The sequence below is a fragment of the Sorangium sp. So ce406 genome (genome assembly GCF_051474675.1).
In the GTDB taxonomy this organism is placed as follows: Bacteria; Myxococcota_A; Polyangia; order Polyangiales; family Polyangiaceae; genus Sorangium; species Sorangium cellulosum_G.
Map to the genome: position 1 here is coordinate 390,824 of NZ_CP150340.1, position 15,939 is coordinate 406,762.

Here is a 15,939-nt window from a genome sequence, read left to right on the forward strand (position 1 = left end):
CGTGGTCCGCTCTGAAGAATGCGGGCGAGCGCGCCATCCCGACGCACATCGCGCCCAACGACGATCCCACCGACGATGAGTGAGCTGCGTCGACGCGAGGTTCGCGTGGAGTGGACCCCGGATCACGTGAGCGTTCGTCCGGCCGTCCACCGCGGGCAGTGTAGGGCGCGGAGCATCTCGGTCTTGCGGGCCGCGGCGTCGGTGGGATCCTCGGGGTGCACCGGCAGGGCGTGACGCAGCATGGGATCGTTCAACCTCGAAATCTCGGACGACATCCTCGACGAGGCACGCATTCCGCCAGCCGAGCGGGAGGCCGTGCTCAAGCGGGAGCTGGCCGTGCAACTGTACGCTCGCGAGCTCTTGCCCAAGGCTGCTGCTCGACGGCTGTCGGGGATGGATCGGGTTGCCTTCGACGAGCTCCTCGGGCAGCGCGGGGTCCCGTCACGGCTCACGGTCGAGGACTTCGATGAGGATCTCGCCGACCTCGCTGCGTCCCGGCGAGCCGCGGGCAGTGGCGGGCCCCCATGACGACGCCGCTGGTGCTGACGAACAACGCGCCCGTGTCGCATCTCCTCCGGATCGGACAGCTTCCGTTGCTCGGGCTTCTGTTCGGGCGCGTGCTCGTTCCAGCCCAGGTGGTCGACGAACTCGATCTCGGCCAGCAAGTCCTCGGCGCTTGGCGTGAGGCGCCAGGTGCCAGGTGCCAATGCGTTGGTCGTGGCCGCGCCACTCGATGGGCCGTTTCTGCGGCAGCTCCTCGTTCAGCTCGACCCCGGAGAGGCTGCGGCCATCGCGCTGGCGATCGAGAGGAGCGCGTCGCTGTTGCTCATCGACGAGGTTGACGGCAGAAAGGTGGGCCGGCGACCCGGGCTGCGGATGACGGGGACCCTCGTCGTCCTGCTCGAGGGGAAACGTCAGGGCACCTTGGCGAGGTCCGATCGTGGATGGACGCGCTCAGTCGTCAAGGTTTCCACATCAGCCGCGCTGAAACAGCACGTCCTCGCGGCCGCCGGAGAAGCCTGAGGCGCGGCGCCGGGCGGGCGAGGCGAGGCGCGGCGCCTGGCGGCGGGCTGGCGAGGTGCCGCGAGGGAGGGGCGTGCGAGGCGCCGCGCTGGCGAGCGGGAGCCGCGCCGCTCGGCCGCTGCCTCCCGACGGTCCTCCGCTATACTGGCGCGGCATGCTGTGCGACGTTGCGGCGAGACAGGCCAGCCGCCCCTACCTGGACCGCCGCGGCCCGAGGCTCGCATGAACGACGTCGACCTTCGCTGGATGGAGCGCTGCCTGGAGCTGGCGGCGCTCGCCGCCGGGCGCACCGCGCCGAACCCGATGGTCGGCTCGGTCATCGTGCGCGGCGACGAGCTCCTCGCCGAGGGGTTCCACGAGCGAGCCGGGCTGGCCCACGCCGAGGTCGACGCGCTCCGCAAGCTCGCCGGCCGCGCCGAGGGGGCCACGCTCTACGTCAACCTCGAGCCGTGCTGCCACCACGGCCGCACGCCCCCCTGCACCGACGCGCTCCTCCGCTCCGGCGTCCGTCGCGTCGTGATCGGGATGATCGACCCGAACCCCCTCGTCTCCGGCAGGGGCGTCGCCCTGCTCCAGAGCGGCGGGATCGAGGTCGCGATCGGCGTCCGCGAGCCCGCATGCCGCGAGCTCAACCGCGCCTACATCGAGACCATGGCCGAGCGCAGCGCCCTGGTCGAGCGAGCGACGCCGACGTCCTGACGCCTCGCGCGGCGCCGCGCCCGCGCCCCTCGTGAACGTCCCCGCCGTCCCGGCGGGCTTTCCTGCGGCCCGGCGAGATCCACCCCGCTCGCGCCCGATTCCAGGACTCCCGCTCGCGCGCCCTTCCAGGACCCCCGCTCCGCGCCGGAGTCGACTCGCGGTCTCGCCGAGCAGGGCGCTGGCACCACGCTTGATATGCCCTCCGCCCAGCGGAGGACCCGAGTCGCGCAACGGTGTGCGCACCCTCACGCAATGGCCGCTCTAGACATCATTTCTAGACGGAAAGGTGGCAGTATGAAGAATGCTCTCCTGATCGCACTCCTCTGCCTCGGCGCGCCCGGCTGCGCGGATACGGTGGCCGGGGACGACGGCGAGCAACCCGTGCTCACGTCCCGACAGCGCATCGTCGGCGGCGCCGTGGATACAGCGCACGCCTATGTCGTGGGCGTGGGCAACCGGGTCCGGGCGTACTGCACCGGCACGGTCATCTCGCGGCGCACCGTGATCACGGCGGGGCACTGCTACGGCGGGGCCACGCGGGTCTATTTCGGCACGAGCCTCGGGCGGCGCTCGGCGAGAGTGCGGGTCGAGGAGTCGAGGAGGCACCCCGGGTTTGACCCGGGCACCCTCGAGAACGACATCACCCTCCTCAAGCTGGAGAGCGACGCGCCCGTGCAGCCCGCGCCGCTCCTGCGCGAGTCGATGGAGAACAACCGCTGGTACGTCGGGCCGGACTACACCTTCGTCGGTTATGGGGTATCCGACGGCGTCGCCGGGACGGGGTTCGGCACGCGCCGCGTCGCGACGTTCCCCATCCTGGCGGTCGGGCCCGCCCAGGTGGGCGGCACGCCGGGGACGATCACCGAGACCCAGTTCTATTACCAGGTCCCGGCCATGAACACGTGCGCCGGCGACTCCGGAGGTCCGGCGTTCCTCGTGCGGTGGGGCGTCGAGCGCCACGCCGGCGTGACATCGTTCGGCGACGACCCCTGCACGCTCGACGGGGTGCAGGCGCGCACGGATCACCTCCAGCTCGCCCGGTTCATCCAGCCGACCATCGACGAGTTCGAGGCGGACAACCCGTGCCGCGCGGATGGCCTCTGCGACGCGTCGTGCGATGTCGGCCCCGACGTCGTCGACCCGGATTGCGCCGAGCACCACTGCGCCGCAGACGGCGTGTGCGCGCTGGCCTGCGTGCAGCCGGCCGACCCGGACTGCGCGCTCGACGACGACGCGCCGGAGTGGTGGTCGTACCGGTGAAGGAGGGGTGAGGGTGAAGGGCGGGTGAACGGCGAAGGAGAGGTGAAGACGGCGCGGTGACGGCCCGCGGGCGCGGCCCCGCGGGGCTGCTCGCGCGACGGAGATCAGGGCGTGTCGGAGCCGTCCGCCGGGTCGCTGCCGGCGGCCCGCTCGTCGCCGTCGAGGAAGCCGTCCTCGTCGCGGTCGACGCCGACGCGGTAGCCCGAGCCGGGCGGCGCGCACGTGTAGGTCAGCGCGCGCCCCGTCGTGACGGCGGCCTGGCGGAGGAGCGCGTCGGAGACGGGCGGGATCGCCATCCGGTCGACGGCGAAGTGCCCTCCTCCGGTGTAGAGGAAGCCGAGCTCCCGAGAGCCCAGGTGGCTCTTGGCGACGAGGTCGCACTCGCCCGCCTCGGCCCGGGCGATCAGCAGATCGACGCGCGGGCCCGCGACGGCCTGGTTCCCAGAGCGCAGCGTCACCTGCTGGCCGACGATCGGCGCGACGTTCGAGTCGAAGGCGAGGACGAACGCCTCGAGCTGGCGGCGGACAAGGTCGCCCGCCGACGAGTCCGGGAGGCCGTCCGGGTTGTCGGGGAACGTGCCGAACTGGTTGGTGAAGCCGGTGAACGGCGAGAAGCCCATCCCGCGGAAGAACCGGAACAGCGTGTCGAAGCTCCCGTCGTGCAGGAAGCCGAACCCGCGCACCTGATCTCCCTTGTGATCGTTGTCGCCCGGCAGGATGCCGAACATCGGGGCGGCCATCCCGAACATCCCGACCTTCTGGTACATGTTGCGCAGGTGCGGCGTCTTGATGAGCTGCGGCTGGAAGTCGAACGTCATGTTGCCGTTCGTGCCGAAGAAGCCGGGCTTGTCGGTGCCAGGGTTGCTGTCCGGGTCGAGGACGTGGCACCCGTTGCAGATGGCCGTCCCGTCCAGGTTGCTGTTGAAGAAGGTGTCGCGCCCGGCCTGCTGATCCGGCGTGAGCGAGCTGTCCAGGCTGCGGATCGGGTTGGGCGGATAGGTCACCTGGAGGATGAAGTCCGCGAACGCCTCCATGTCGGCGGGGGCGAGTTGGCTGCTCCGGCCGAGGAGGTCGGTGAAGCCGTCCTGGAACTTCATGAAGCCGGCGCGCTCATCGAGCGAGCCGCTGTCCGGCTGCGCGTTCGGCGCGTCGTTGCCGCCGGTGCGGTCGCCGCGCCAGTGCATGGGGCCGTGGTTCGCCATGCCCCGCAGGCTCTGGGTCGTGGTCGGGCCCTTCATCGGGTGGAACTCCTGCGCCATCGGCTGCTGCGTGAACAGGTTGAGCAGCGGGCCGACGAACGGGCCCGGGTTGTTCAGGACCTGTGCGTCCGGATTGCCGAGGTCCCACCCGAGGCTGTCGAAGTCGCCGAAGATATGGCAGCTCGCGCACGACGAGTCGCCGTGCGCCGAGCTCGACCGCGCGTCGTAGAGGAAGCTCCGCCCGGCCGTGACGCTCGGCGGCTCGGGGTTGTACATCGGGACGTGCGCCGCCTCGACCCCGGTCGCTGTGTCGATGATCGAGATCGCGTTGTCGAAGCGGGTCAGCACGAAGAGCTGGCCTCGCGCCTCGTCGAGCGCGAGCCCCGACGGGCCGCCGCCGCTCACCTCGATGTGGTCGGCCGCGTCGGGGACGAACGTGTCGTCCTCGAGCGCGGCCGTGCTGAACACGCCGACCTTGCTCGAGCCGAGCGCGGCGACATAGAGCGTCGCTCCGTCGCTCGTCACCGCCATGTCGACCGGCTGGGCCAGGCTGGCCTCGCTCTCCGCGTTCGGCGTCGGGGCGCAGCAGGTCGCGTAGTCGATGTGCTTGTTGAGGTGCCGCGGGGCGACGCGCGGCGCCGCGTTGCCCGCGCCGAGCACCGTCACGCGGCTCTCGTGCAGGTGGCCCCGCACGCTCTGCCCGGCGAAGATGCCGGGGCCCTCGAACCGCCGCTCGTTCCGCGCGTCGGTGTTGGAGACGTAGACCTTCCCGTTCACCGGGTTGACGACCATGTTGAAGAGGATCGTCCCGACGCCGGCGAAGTGGCCTGACGGCCCGGCGACGGGCTTGGGCGGGGTCGCCATCGCGTCGATGGCGAACACGTCCTTGTCGGGCAGCGAGAGCTTCACCTGGCTGTCCCACCACCGGCCTAGCTCGTCCACCCAGTGCGCGCCGTCGAACTTGACGATGAGGCTGACCTCGGGCGCCGGATCGCCGTCCGCGTTGGTGGTCGGGCCCGGCGAGCCGCCGTTCGCCTCGCCGCCGTCGGGCACGAGCAGCTCGGTCACGACGGTGGTCTGGTTGCCGGAGTGGAAGCCGGCGGCGTAAACGCGGGTGCCGTCGGGCGTGGCGGCGAGCGCGCGCGGCGTGTCCGTGAAGAGGGTGAGGATCGTGAGCGGGGCGCCGCCGAGCGTCGCGCCCAGGTGGTTCGCGTCGAACACCCAGACGTCGGCCCGGCCCACGCCCGGCGTGGTGAGCTGCGGATCGTTCGGGTTGTTCTGGCCGCGGTGCGCGGCCGTGATGAAGGCGCGGCGCCGCCCGGGGCCCGCGAACACGATGTCTCGCGGCTCGTCGCCGACGAGCAGCGTGCGCTCGACGTGGCCGCCGGCGCCGCCCGCCGAGACGCGGACGACGCTCACGCTGTCGGACAGGTGGTTGACGACCCACACCTCGGTCTCGCTCCGCGCCGCCACGGCGACGGGCTCGAGCCCGACCGGGATCGAGCCCCGGTGGACGAGCGCGCCGTCGCGGACGCGGAAGACCTCGAGGCGGCCATCCGGCGTGTTGAGCGCGAACAGCAGGTTCCCGCTGGGAGAGAGCGCGAGCGGGCGGACCTGCCCGCTCTCGAAGAGCGTGTAAGAAGAGCCGGCCAGCGCCGGGGCGGTGCCCGCGAGGACAGCAGCGGACACCGCGGCGAACAGGAGTCCTGCGGCAACCCTCCGCAGGGCGAACGGTGGTTTCATGGGGCCTCGTCGAGGTGCGATGTCAGGGAGCGAGCCGGGGATCGGCCGATGATCGACCAATTAACACGATCACGCTCTCTTCGATCGTCGAATCAGCGCCCATGTCGAGGAGCCGACCACGTCACCGCGCCGTCCCGCGGACGCGCCGCCGGCCTCCCGGCGCGAGGCTTACTTCTTCGCCGTCACGTAGCGGAGGTCGCGCCGCTCGGCGCCCATGCCGAGGGCGCCCGCGCGCTGGAGCTCGGCGTCGCGGAGCTCTTGCGCCTGGAGGTCGTCGAGCCGGCAGATCATCGGGACGACCTCCGGCGCGCCGTGTCGCCGCGCGAACGCCACGAGCGGGCACGCGCGCACGTCGACGTCGCGGAGGGCGCCGGCGTCGCGGGCCCTGTCGAAGCGGAAGCCGCCCGGCTCGCGCGTGAGCATGCTCTTCAGGAGCGGGCTCCGCGCGGGGCTCAGCCGGAGCACGATGTCTCTGGCGGCGCCGAGGAGCGGGTTCCGGCTCCGCTGCTTGCGATGAAACGCGAGCAGCATGTCCTCGGTCATGCGCAGCGCCGGCCCCCGGTCGACGCCGAGGTCGTGGTGGAGCGCCAGGTAGATCGCGAGCGCGGGCGGGCCGAGCTCGAAGAGCTTGCGATCCATGCTGCTCCGGAACCGGGGTATCGACTCCTCGAGCGCGAGATACCTCTCCTTGGCGTGCGTGTGGAGCTCGGCCGCGCTCTCTTCGCCGAGCTCGCGAATCGCGACGAACCGGCCTTCCGTGAGAACCTGAGCAAGACGTTCCGACGGCGACATGCCCCCAAATTACCACATGCGGCTCCGGGGCGAGCATCCATGGTCGAATTTCTGCCGAGCCAATGGCGGGCTGAAATGGCCGGCCTGGCCGGCCAGCAGGCCAGTTGAGGTGGCCGGCCAGCAGGCCAGCAGGCCAGTTGACTGGTCGCCACCTGCCAGTCGGTCAGCCGGCCAGTCGGTCCGTGGGACCGGCGCGCGCGTATCTCGTTGAAATGAGGCAGATGCCTCGCGGAAACACGTCCTGGGCGGCGCGGAGAGCGCGCACTCGGCAGGTGAGGGCCGCTCGGCCGGGTGACGTTATGCGGCGGACGGTCCCCACAGGCCGGGCACGCGCGTCCCGCACGAGGGGCACGCACCGCCGGAGAGGAGGACCTCCTGCGTCTCGTAGTTGAACCGCCGCACCACGACCTCGTAGCAAGCCGGGCAGCGGGTATGCGAGAGCTCGCGCACCCGGTCGGCCACGTTGCTGACGTAGACGTATTTCATTCCGCGGGCATAGGCGACGCCGGCGACGTCCACGAGGAACGCCGGGTCGGTCGTCGCGCGGTCGCTCATCTTGTAACGCGGGTAGAAGGCGTTGAGGTGCCAGGGGATGTCCGGGTCGACCCGGGCGATCTCGGCGCCGAGGGCGCGGAGGCCGTCTGGCTTGTCGTTGAAGCCGGGGACGACCAGCGTCACGACCTCGACCCAGTAACCGAGGCGCCGGGCCTCGCCGATCGCGGCGAGGACGGGCTCCACGCGGCCGCCGAGGGTCCGGTACTGGTCGGCGCTCCACCCCTTCAGGTCGACGCGGAACACGTCCGCGACCGGGCGCATGTACTCGAGCGCCTCGGGCGTGGTGTTGCCGTCCGAGATCAGCGCCGTCACGAGCCCCCTCCGCCGCGCCTCGGTGAAGACCGCGCGCGCCCACTCCGCCGTGATCATCGGCTCGTTGTAGGCGCTCGCGAGCACCTCGCAGCCCGCCTGGACGGCCACCTCGACAAGGTCCGCGGCGCTGATATCGATCGGCTCACCGTCGCTCCCGGGCTCGCGCAGGGCCTGTGAGACCTTCCAGTTCTGGCAATAAGGACAGCGCAGATCGCACCCGAACATCCCGAACGTGAGCGACCGAGCGCCGGGGCGCACGTGGAAGATCGTATTGGTCTCGACCGATCGCACGTAATGGCGCGCCACGTACCCGAACGGGACGCGGAGCTCGCCGTCCTGCTCGAAGCGGATCCCGCACGCGCCCGCGCGCCCCGGCGCGAGGACGCACCGGTGCGCGCACGCGGTGCACCGGAGATACCCCTCCTCCGGCCCTCGCTCGTAGAGCGCGCCGGGCACGGTGCGGCGGGCGAGCTTCGCCGTGAGCGGCTCGCCCGCCCGCACGAGGTCCTCGAGGCGGACGTGCGGCCGGGCGCCCGGCTCCAGCGGATCGTCGGGGGATGCTTGCGGCGCGCTGCCGCCGTTCGTCTCCATGGAGGGCGCCCATCGTCGCATCGGCGCCGCGAAAGACAAGGGCCGGCGCCCGAGCGACGGTGTCAGGCCGGCAGCGCGCCCGCGCCCTCGGCGAGCCTGGCGAGCTCTCCCTCGCCGAGCTCGCGCTCGCCGGCGAAGGCGATCCCCACGACCGCGCGCACGCTGGCCGAGGCGTCGCGCACCGGCAGGGCGACGGCGGCCTGCGCCGCGACCGCCCTGGCCCCCGGGCGGACGTCGCCGGACGTGTCCGTCTGCAGGTTGCACGTCTGGACGGGCTGGCCGCGCTCCCAGGCGAGCCCGGCCATGCCCTTGCCGCGCGGGACGCGGCGCGTGATCTCCTGCACCTTCTCGGGGATGTTCACGGCCGCGGCCAGCGCGAGCGCGTCCCCCTCGACGAGGTGCACGGTGCCGGCGATGCCCCCGTTGTCAGCGACGAAGCTCCGCAGCCACGGCTCCAGCGACTCTCGGCGCGCGTTCATGGGCCCGCACCCTCGACCGGCGCGGCGCCCGCGTCAACCGCGAGGCCCCGGCGGGGTCGTCAGTCGGACTCGCAGATGTAGCGCAGGTGAAGAGAGCAGGGCTCGTCGTTCCAGCCGGGCTCCGGGTAGAACCGGTTGAGCTGGCCGCAGTCCTCGTTGCCGACGTTGTTCGGCTCGCCAGGGTACCAGTTCGTGTACGACACGGCGTCGCCGCTGTCCCAGGCGAACGTGCCCTCGGAGGCCCTGTCGTTCATGCCCATCCACCACTTCTGCGTCGAGTACGTCGAGGCGAGGCGGTTGACCCAGGCCTCCTCCTCCGCGTCGTTGAGCGTGACCAGGCTCATGCCCTGGCTCGCGCAGCTCGCCTTGGCGTCGGTCCACGACTCCTGTCCGTCACAGAACAGGTAATTGTGCCCGTTGTGCGTCTGCATGTCGCACGTCGTCGAGCCGCAGACGACGATGGTGTGCGCGCACAGGACCGATTGCACCGTGTCGTTGATCACGATGTCCACATAGAAGTAGATCGTCTGCTCGACGCAGTCGTCGATCGACTGAGGCTGCGCCGTGGGCGCGCGGCTCCCGTGCTCGCGCGCGATCATCCGCTCCGCCTCGAGGGCCGCGATGTCGTCCGCGGTGAGCTCGGGGATGTTCGCGGGATCCGCGGTGATCACGAAGCGCCCGTCCGCGGCCTCGAGGGGGCTGTACGGGTGGGAGAACAGGGGCGCCATCACCTCTGCCAGCGGCGCCTTGCCCTCGTCGCCAAAGGCGAGATCGACCCGGCTGAAGTCGAGTCCATCGAACGCGACGTGCGCCACCACGTCGCGCGCGCGCAGGTCGACCGACAGCCGCTCGCCGGGGGCGAGGCGCCCGACGCTCCGGGCGTCGATGAGCACGTTCGAGGCGTCCGCCTCCTCGATCGCCGCGTCGGCGGGGCCGGCGGTGCTACAGCCCGCGAGGCCGACGGCGGCCAGCGAGGCCGCGGTGAGGGGTAGCGCCAGAAGACGAGAGATCCGAGCGAGCCGTTTGAGCATGTTCCCTCCTGATGTGGTGAATCCGCCGGCGAGCCGCGCTGTCGCGCCGAGGCGCGGCGCGTCACGCGCGCCGTCCCTCGCCGCAGCGCTGGCGTGGGACGCAGCCGATGAGCGCGCCGCGCCCCCGAGCCGGGGTAGGTCGCCTCTCGATCCCCGCGAGGCGCTGTGTCCCCCTGGCTCCGGCGCGTCCGCGGCCCGCGCGATGAGCGCTGCTGCCGAGATGCCGCTGTGTCGGGCGGAGCACGCTCGTCATGGAGTGAACGAGTGTGCTGCCACCCTGAGAGATAGATCGCGAGTATGCGGACAGCGTGGCTTCACGCCAAGGAGAAAAATGAACTCGCAAACTTTCGAGGAGAAGGTGTCCGGACGTGTGCGTCCTCACGCGAGCTCTAGCGCACTCACGCCTCCTCTTTCACACGCTTCGGCCAGCGCACGAAGAACGTCGCGCCTGCGCCGGGGTGCGACGTGACCCACACGCTGCCGCCGCGGCTCTGCACGATCTTCTTCACGACGGACAGCCCGATCCCGGTGCCCTCCACCTTGTCGCGCGACTCGAGGGTCTGGAAGAGCCCCCAGATGCGATCGTGGTACTCGGGCGCGATGCCAGGCCCGTTGTCCCTGACGGCGAACTCGTGGAAGTCGCCGGCGTCCGTGCAGGTCACCTCGACGCGCGGGTCGCTGCGGCGCGCGTGCTTCAGGGCGTTGCTGATGAGGTTCTGGAACACCTGCTGCAGCGGGACGCGCTCCGTGACGAGCGTCGGCATCCCGGGCGCGATCTCGACCCGGGCCTCGGGGGGCGGCGAGAGCAGCTCGACGACCTCGGCGAGCAGCTGGCCTGTGTCGACGCTGACCACGTCGCCGCGCACGCGCCCCGCCCGCGAGTAGTGGAGGATGCCGTCGATGAGCGTCTCGAGGCGGCGCACGCGCCCGCGCAGGAGGTGGAGGTGCTCCTGCGTCTCGCCGTCCATCTTCCCCGTGAGCGACTCCTCGATCCACTCCGACAGGTTCGCGATCCCCCGGAGGGGCGCCTTGAGGTCGTGCGAGGCCACGTAGGCGAACTGGTCGAGCTCCTGGTTCGTCTTCGCGAGCGCCTCGATGAGCTCCTCGCGGTGCTGGCTGAGCTGCTCGATGTGGCGCCGCGCGAGCACCTGCGCGGTGATCTCGAACGCGACCACCATGACGCCCGTGACGGCGCCGGACGGGTCGCGGATGGGCTGCGCGACGTAGTTGAAGAAGGCGTCGCTCGCCACGCCGCCGCGCTCGATCGGGACGTTCAGCTCGGTCACGTGCAGCGGCCGGCCGCTCGTCAGCGCGCGGTCGAGGGTCGCGATCACCTCGTGCTCGCCGAGCTCCGGGAACGCCTCGCGCACGTTCTTCCCGACGAGCACCGGCCGGCCGACCATCTCGCAGTACGGCGGGTTCGCGACCTCGTAGCGGTGCTCGGGGCCGGCGAACACAGCGATGGGGACCGGCGCCTGCATGAAGAGGTCGTACAGCTTCTCGCGCTCCCGCTCGGCCGCCGCGCGCAGGCGCGCGATCTGGAGGTGGGTGGCGACCCGGGCGACGAGCTCGCGCGCGGAGAACGGCTTCGCGAGGTAATCGTCCGCGCCCGCCTCGAGCCCCTCGACGCGCGACTCATCGCCCGCGCGCGCGGAGAGCATGATGATCGGGAGGCCTCTCGTGCGCTCGTCGTCGCGCAGGGCGCGGAGCAGGCCGAAGCCGTCGAGGTTCGGCATCATCACGTCGGTGAGCACGAGATCCGGCGGGCGCGCGCGCGCGGACTCGAGCGCTGCGGCGCCGTCGGCGACCGCCTCGACCGTCCAGCGCTCGCGGAGCACGCGGCCGACGTACTCGCGCATGTCGGCGTTGTCGTCCGCGAGGAGGATGCGCGCCGACGGCCCCGCCTCGATCGGGGCGTCCGCGGGCGAGGTCAGCGCCGGCGCGAGCTGGCCGACGTGCTCGCCGGGCTCCGACCCGGGCAACCAGCGGAGCGCCTCCTGCACGTAGGGCGTCGCGCCTGTCGCCGTCGACACCAGCGCCCGTCTGGCGTTCACGCGGTCCTGGGGGAGGTGCGCTGTCCCGCGGGGGATGGAGATCGTGAACGTCGTCCCCTCGGAGACCTTGCTCGCGACGTGGATTGTCCCGCCGTGGAGCCGGACGAGCTCGTGGACCAGCGCGAGCCCGATCCCGGACCCCTCGTGGGTGCGGGACCGCGCGCCCTGGACGCGGTGGAACCGCCGGAACAGGTGCGCGAGCTCGTGCTCCGGGATGCCCGTCCCCGTGTCCCGCACGGTGAGCTCGACGCGATCGTCGTGCGGGCGGAGCGCGACCGCGATCGTCCCCTCGAACGTGAACTTGAGCGCGTTCGAGAGGAGATTGAGGACGATCTTCTCCCACATGTCGTGATCGACGTAGGTGGGCTCGGGCAGCGGCGGGCAATCGACCTCGAACGTGAGGCCGGCGCGCTCCATCGCGGAGCGGAAGGCGCTCGCGAGGTCCGCGGTGAGCGCGGAGAGATCGGTCGGCTCGTAGGACGACTGGATCCGGCCCGCCTCGATGCGCGAGAAATCGAGCAGGGCGTTGACCAGCTTGAGCAGGCGGATCGCGTTGCGGTAGGCGGTTTCGAGATCGGCGCCGGACAGGCTCCGCTTCGACGACGCGAGCGCGTCCTCGAGCGGCCCGAGCATCAGCGTGAGCGGCGTGCGGAACTCGTGGCTCACGTTGCTGAAGAAGTGGGTCTTCGCGCGATCGAGCTCGGCGAGCGCCTCCGCCCTCCGCCTCTCTTCCTCGTAGGCCTGCGCGTTGGCGATGCTCGCCGCGATCTGCCCGGCGGCGAGGTGCAGGAAGCCGCGGTAGTCTTCGTCGAAGAGGCGGAATGGATTCAGCCCGACGATCAGGACCCCCGCGCGCCCCGTCTCGCCCGAGGGGGCGATCGAGAGCGCGGCGGCCCGCGAAGGCGGCTTTGGCCACGCGCCGGTCGGGAGGTCGCGCAGCTCGGGTGACAGCTCGATCACGCGGGAGGGCTCGTGCCCGCGCGCGATCTCGGCGACCGGCCAGGGAGGCTCGTCCGTGATCTCGATCGTCTCCGGGGCCGCGGCGTGCCCGCGCGCGATGCCCGTGGTCCCGGCGAGCTGCATGCGCCGCCGGTCCGCGTCGAGGACGTAGAGGAGCGCGAACGGGAGATCCTTCGGGTTGGTCTCGAGCGCGAGCGTGCTCTGGGTGCAGACTTCCTCCAACGTGCGCGCGTTCGCTGTCCGCGCCGCGAGATCGCGCAGGAGCGCGAGCTGCCGCTCTCCGATGATGCGCCGCGTGTCATCGGTGTTGGCGCAGATGATCCCGCCTGTCCCGCCCTGATCGTTCGGCACCGGGCTGTAGGAGAACGTATAATACGTCTCCTCCTCGTAGCCGTGCCGCTCCATGATGAGGAGGAGCGCCTCGTCGTAGGTGCCCTCGTCGCGGCGCATCGCCGACGCCGCGCGCGGCCCGACCTGATCCCAGATCTCGCGCCAGACGACGGACGCGGGCTGCCCGAGCGCCTCGGGGTGCTTGCCGCCGACAATCGACTTGTACGCGTCGTTGTAGAGGTTGATGAGCGCGTCACCCCACCAGACGAACATCGGCTGGCGCGAGGTCAGGATGATGCGCAGGCACGTCTTGAGGCTCTGCGGCCAGGACGAGACCGGGCCGAGCGGGGTCTTCGACCAGTCGAGCGCGCGCATGCGCTCGCCCATCTCGCCCCCTCCGGCGAGGACGGCCCGAGCGTCCGCGCGGTCCGACGGCGTACCCTTCGACGTGAACGACATGGCTCCTTGTACCGTGGTGAAGAGGGCCGGAGAAGCGCCCAACGCCGGTGCGCCTCGGGTGAATCGCCGGCCCCGGCGGGGCGCAAACGGGGTGTGGCGTTATGCCCCGTCGTCGTCTGGCGGCGGGTCCGTCGCCTCGATGATGTCGGTCGCGTCGGTCGCGTCGAGCGCGTCGCTCACCGCGCGCATCGCCCGGCGCACCACGTCGGGCGCGTAGCCCTGCCGCGCGAGGAAGGCATAGAGCTTCTGCCGTCGCTCCATGGGCACGAGGCGCGCCAGGGAGCGTAGCTTCTTGCGCGCCGCCCGCTCGGCCACGGCGAGCTCGTCGGTACCCTCGTCGGCCATCACCTGCCGGATCGCCGCGTCGGCCACGTCGCGGGCGACGCCCTTGCGGGCGAGATCCTGCTCGATGCGGCGGCGCGAGCGCGGCCTGCCCACGATGCCGGCGCGCGCCTTCGCCTCGGCGAAGCGCGCGTCGTCGAGGAGCCCGTTCGCGCAGAGCCGCTCGATCACGGTCGTCACGTGCTCGCGGGGCTCGCCCTTCTCGATCAGGCGCTTCTCGAGCTCTCTGGCCGATCGCGCCCGGAACGACAGCAGCCGCAGCGCCCGCTCGTACGTCTTCTGCGCGCCCTCGCCGGGCGACCGGAGCGGCTCCGCCGGGATCCCCGGGCTGGTCTGCCCCGGCGCGAGGCCCGCGGCGCGCTCCTCGGGGACGGTGGCAAAGGGCACCCCGTCGACGAGGATGACGACGTGGCCGGGCCTGTCGGGCGAGGGGACGATCCCCGTGATGATCGGCATGCGGGGGGCACGATGGCGCGGACCGCGCGCGCCGCAAGCACCGGGCGGTGGGAGCCAGCGGAAGAGGCGCCGCCGCGGTCGTGCGCCAGGACAGGGGACGAGCGCAGGCGAGAGCGCTGGACATTCTGGCGCAATGCGGCGCAGGACGGCAAGCGAGCGCCTCGCGGTCGGGGAACGGTCCCGCGGGCGACGGGGGGCGCCGGTGGGTGCTCGAGGGGGGGTTGCCGGCCGGCGCTCGGCCGATGATGTCTGCGAGATCAGAGAGGAATCGAGACGGCGAGACACCTCGACCGTTTGCGCGCGTGGGAGGAGCCGTAGCGCCGGAGCGCGAACTGGCATGCTCGCTGCTGAACCGCGACGCACCGCTCGGAGGGCGATGACGATCATGAGCAGGGAATTGCGCGCGCGCATCATGAGGATTCTGGGGGCCGGCATGTTCGCCGGTCTGTCAGTGGCGGTCGGCTGCCAGAGCAATAGCGGCGGCGGCACGGCAACAGGCACAGGAGGAGCCGGCGGCGCCGGCGGCCAAGGCGGCGCCGGCGGTCAGGGCGGCGCCGGCGGCCAGGGCGGCGCCGGCGGTCAAGGCGGCGCCGGCGGTAGCCTCTACGAGCGGCGGTGCTTCTCGCCTGAAGATGCCTGGGAGTACGCCGGTCGGAGCCCGGTGAGCGAAGGGGGCGGTGGGACCCTCGGAGTCGGCGGGGAGGACAGGCCCGCCGAGGCGTGCCCGAGCGAGTTCCTGCAGCCGCCGGAGTACTGCATGCATTACGAGAACGGCGTGCTGGAGGACGGCCAGTGCTGCTACGACAACTTCGATACAGGCGTCGGCGGGTGTGGCCGCCCCTTCCTCGTTGGCGGCGCGCCGCGCCTGGCCGGCGTCGAGGCGCGGGCCGACTGGGCGCTCGACGCAGCGGCGGACGGGCCGCTCGCGCTCGATCCCGTGACGCGCGCCGCCCTCGCGGAGGCGTGGCTCGCCGACGCGCGCCTCGAGCACGCGTCGATCGCCTCCTTCGCGCGCTTCGCGCTCGACCTGCTCGCGCTCGGCGCGCCGCCCGGCCTGATCGACGCCGCGCAGCGCGCCCTCGCCGACGAGCTCCAGCACGCGCGGGACTGCTTCACGCTCGCGAGCCGCTACGCCGGCCGGCCGCTCGGCCCGGGGGCGCTCGCCATGGACGGCGCGATCGACGCGCCAACGCTCGCCAGCGCCGCCGCCAGCGCGGTGCGCGAGGGCTGCGTGGGGGAGACGCTCGCCGCGCTGCAGGCCGCCGCGCAGCGGGACCGCGCGCGCGACCCCGAGGTCCGGCGCGCCCTCGACCGGATCGCCGCCGACGAGGCCGCCCACGCCGAGCTCGCCTGGGCGTTCGTGCGCTGGGCCATCGCGCGCGGCGGCGAGCCGGTGCGCGCGGCGGTCGCGCGCGCGTTCGACGAGGCGCTCGCCGGGGCGCGCGCCGCGCGCGGCCTGGAGCGCGCCGGGGTCGACGCCGCCTCGTGGCGCGACCACGGCCGCCTCACCGAGGCGGAGCGGGCGCGCTGCCATCTCGACGCCATCCGCGAGGTCATCGGGCCGTGCGCCGAGGCGCTCCTGTCCGCGCCGCCCGCGCCGCACCACGTCGCGTCGGGCCTCGGCGCCGCGCTCGCCTAGACCAGAGCGCCGATC

Annotated in this window: 12 protein-coding genes; 5 read left to right on the forward strand and 7 right to left on the reverse strand. The window is 72.2% G+C overall.

What is annotated here, in order from left to right; genetic code table 11:
* The first annotated feature begins 240 nt into the window (after positions 1 to 240).
* From WME96_RS01465 to WME96_RS01480, 4 genes are all read left to right on the forward strand, one after another.
* Complete coding sequence (locus WME96_RS01465; RefSeq protein WP_437288399.1) at positions 241 to 528, forward strand: UPF0175 family protein; 288 nt, start codon at positions 241 to 243, stop codon at positions 526 to 528.
* A 189-nt stretch (positions 529 to 717) separates the two neighbouring features.
* A complete protein-coding gene (locus WME96_RS01470) occupies positions 718 to 1,023 on the forward strand; it encodes a hypothetical protein (RefSeq protein WP_437288400.1) in 306 nt (101 codons plus the stop codon).
* A gap of 222 nt (positions 1,024 to 1,245) precedes the next feature.
* Positions 1,246 to 1,722: a bifunctional diaminohydroxyphosphoribosylaminopyrimidine deaminase/5-amino-6-(5-phosphoribosylamino)uracil reductase RibD gene (gene ribD / locus WME96_RS01475; RefSeq protein ID WP_437288401.1), complete on the forward strand. Its 477-nt coding sequence runs from the start codon at positions 1,246 to 1,248 to the stop codon at positions 1,720 to 1,722.
* Between the two features lie 294 nt (positions 1,723 to 2,016).
* The gene (locus tag WME96_RS01480; RefSeq protein ID WP_437288402.1) at positions 2,017 to 2,982 is read left to right on the forward strand and encodes a S1 family peptidase; all 966 of its coding nucleotides are present in this window, start codon (positions 2,017 to 2,019) and stop codon (positions 2,980 to 2,982) included.
* 104 nt (positions 2,983 to 3,086) lie between these two features.
* Here the strand turns inward: WME96_RS01480 and WME96_RS01485 are convergent, their stop codons facing one another.
* The 7 genes from WME96_RS01485 to WME96_RS01515 form a co-directional block, all read right to left on the reverse strand.
* The gene (locus WME96_RS01485) at positions 3,087 to 5,924 is read right to left on the reverse strand and encodes a hypothetical protein (protein WP_437288403.1); all 2,838 of its coding nucleotides are present in this window, start codon (positions 5,922 to 5,924) and stop codon (positions 3,087 to 3,089) included.
* Positions 5,925 to 6,092: 168 nt separating this feature from the next.
* Positions 6,093 to 6,716, reverse strand: coding sequence for an L-2-amino-thiazoline-4-carboxylic acid hydrolase (locus WME96_RS01490; protein WP_437288404.1), 624 nt, complete (start codon positions 6,714 to 6,716; stop codon positions 6,093 to 6,095).
* Positions 6,717 to 7,013: 297 nt separating this feature from the next.
* A complete protein-coding gene (locus WME96_RS01495) occupies positions 7,014 to 8,174 on the reverse strand; it encodes a radical SAM protein (protein WP_437288405.1) in 1,161 nt (386 codons plus the stop codon).
* A gap of 62 nt (positions 8,175 to 8,236) precedes the next feature.
* A complete protein-coding gene (locus tag WME96_RS01500; protein WP_437288406.1) occupies positions 8,237 to 8,653 on the reverse strand; it encodes a GAF domain-containing protein in 417 nt (138 codons plus the stop codon).
* A 59-nt stretch (positions 8,654 to 8,712) separates the two neighbouring features.
* Complete coding sequence (locus tag WME96_RS01505; RefSeq protein ID WP_437288407.1) at positions 8,713 to 9,684, reverse strand: C-type lectin domain-containing protein; 972 nt, start codon at positions 9,682 to 9,684, stop codon at positions 8,713 to 8,715.
* 398 nt (positions 9,685 to 10,082) lie between these two features.
* Positions 10,083 to 13,487 carry an ATP-binding protein gene (locus WME96_RS01510; protein WP_437288408.1) on the reverse strand — a complete coding sequence of 1,135 codons (3,405 nt, stop codon included), beginning with the start codon at positions 13,485 to 13,487 and terminating at the stop codon, positions 10,083 to 10,085.
* A gap of 99 nt (positions 13,488 to 13,586) precedes the next feature.
* Positions 13,587 to 14,285, reverse strand: coding sequence for a regulatory protein RecX (locus WME96_RS01515; protein WP_437288409.1), 699 nt, complete (start codon positions 14,283 to 14,285; stop codon positions 13,587 to 13,589).
* A 433-nt stretch (positions 14,286 to 14,718) separates the two neighbouring features.
* On the opposite strand from WME96_RS01515, the gene WME96_RS01520 reads away from it, so the two are divergent.
* The gene (locus WME96_RS01520; RefSeq protein WP_437288410.1) at positions 14,719 to 15,924 is read left to right on the forward strand and encodes a ferritin-like domain-containing protein; all 1,206 of its coding nucleotides are present in this window, start codon (positions 14,719 to 14,721) and stop codon (positions 15,922 to 15,924) included.
* Positions 15,925 to 15,939 lie beyond the last annotated feature (15 nt).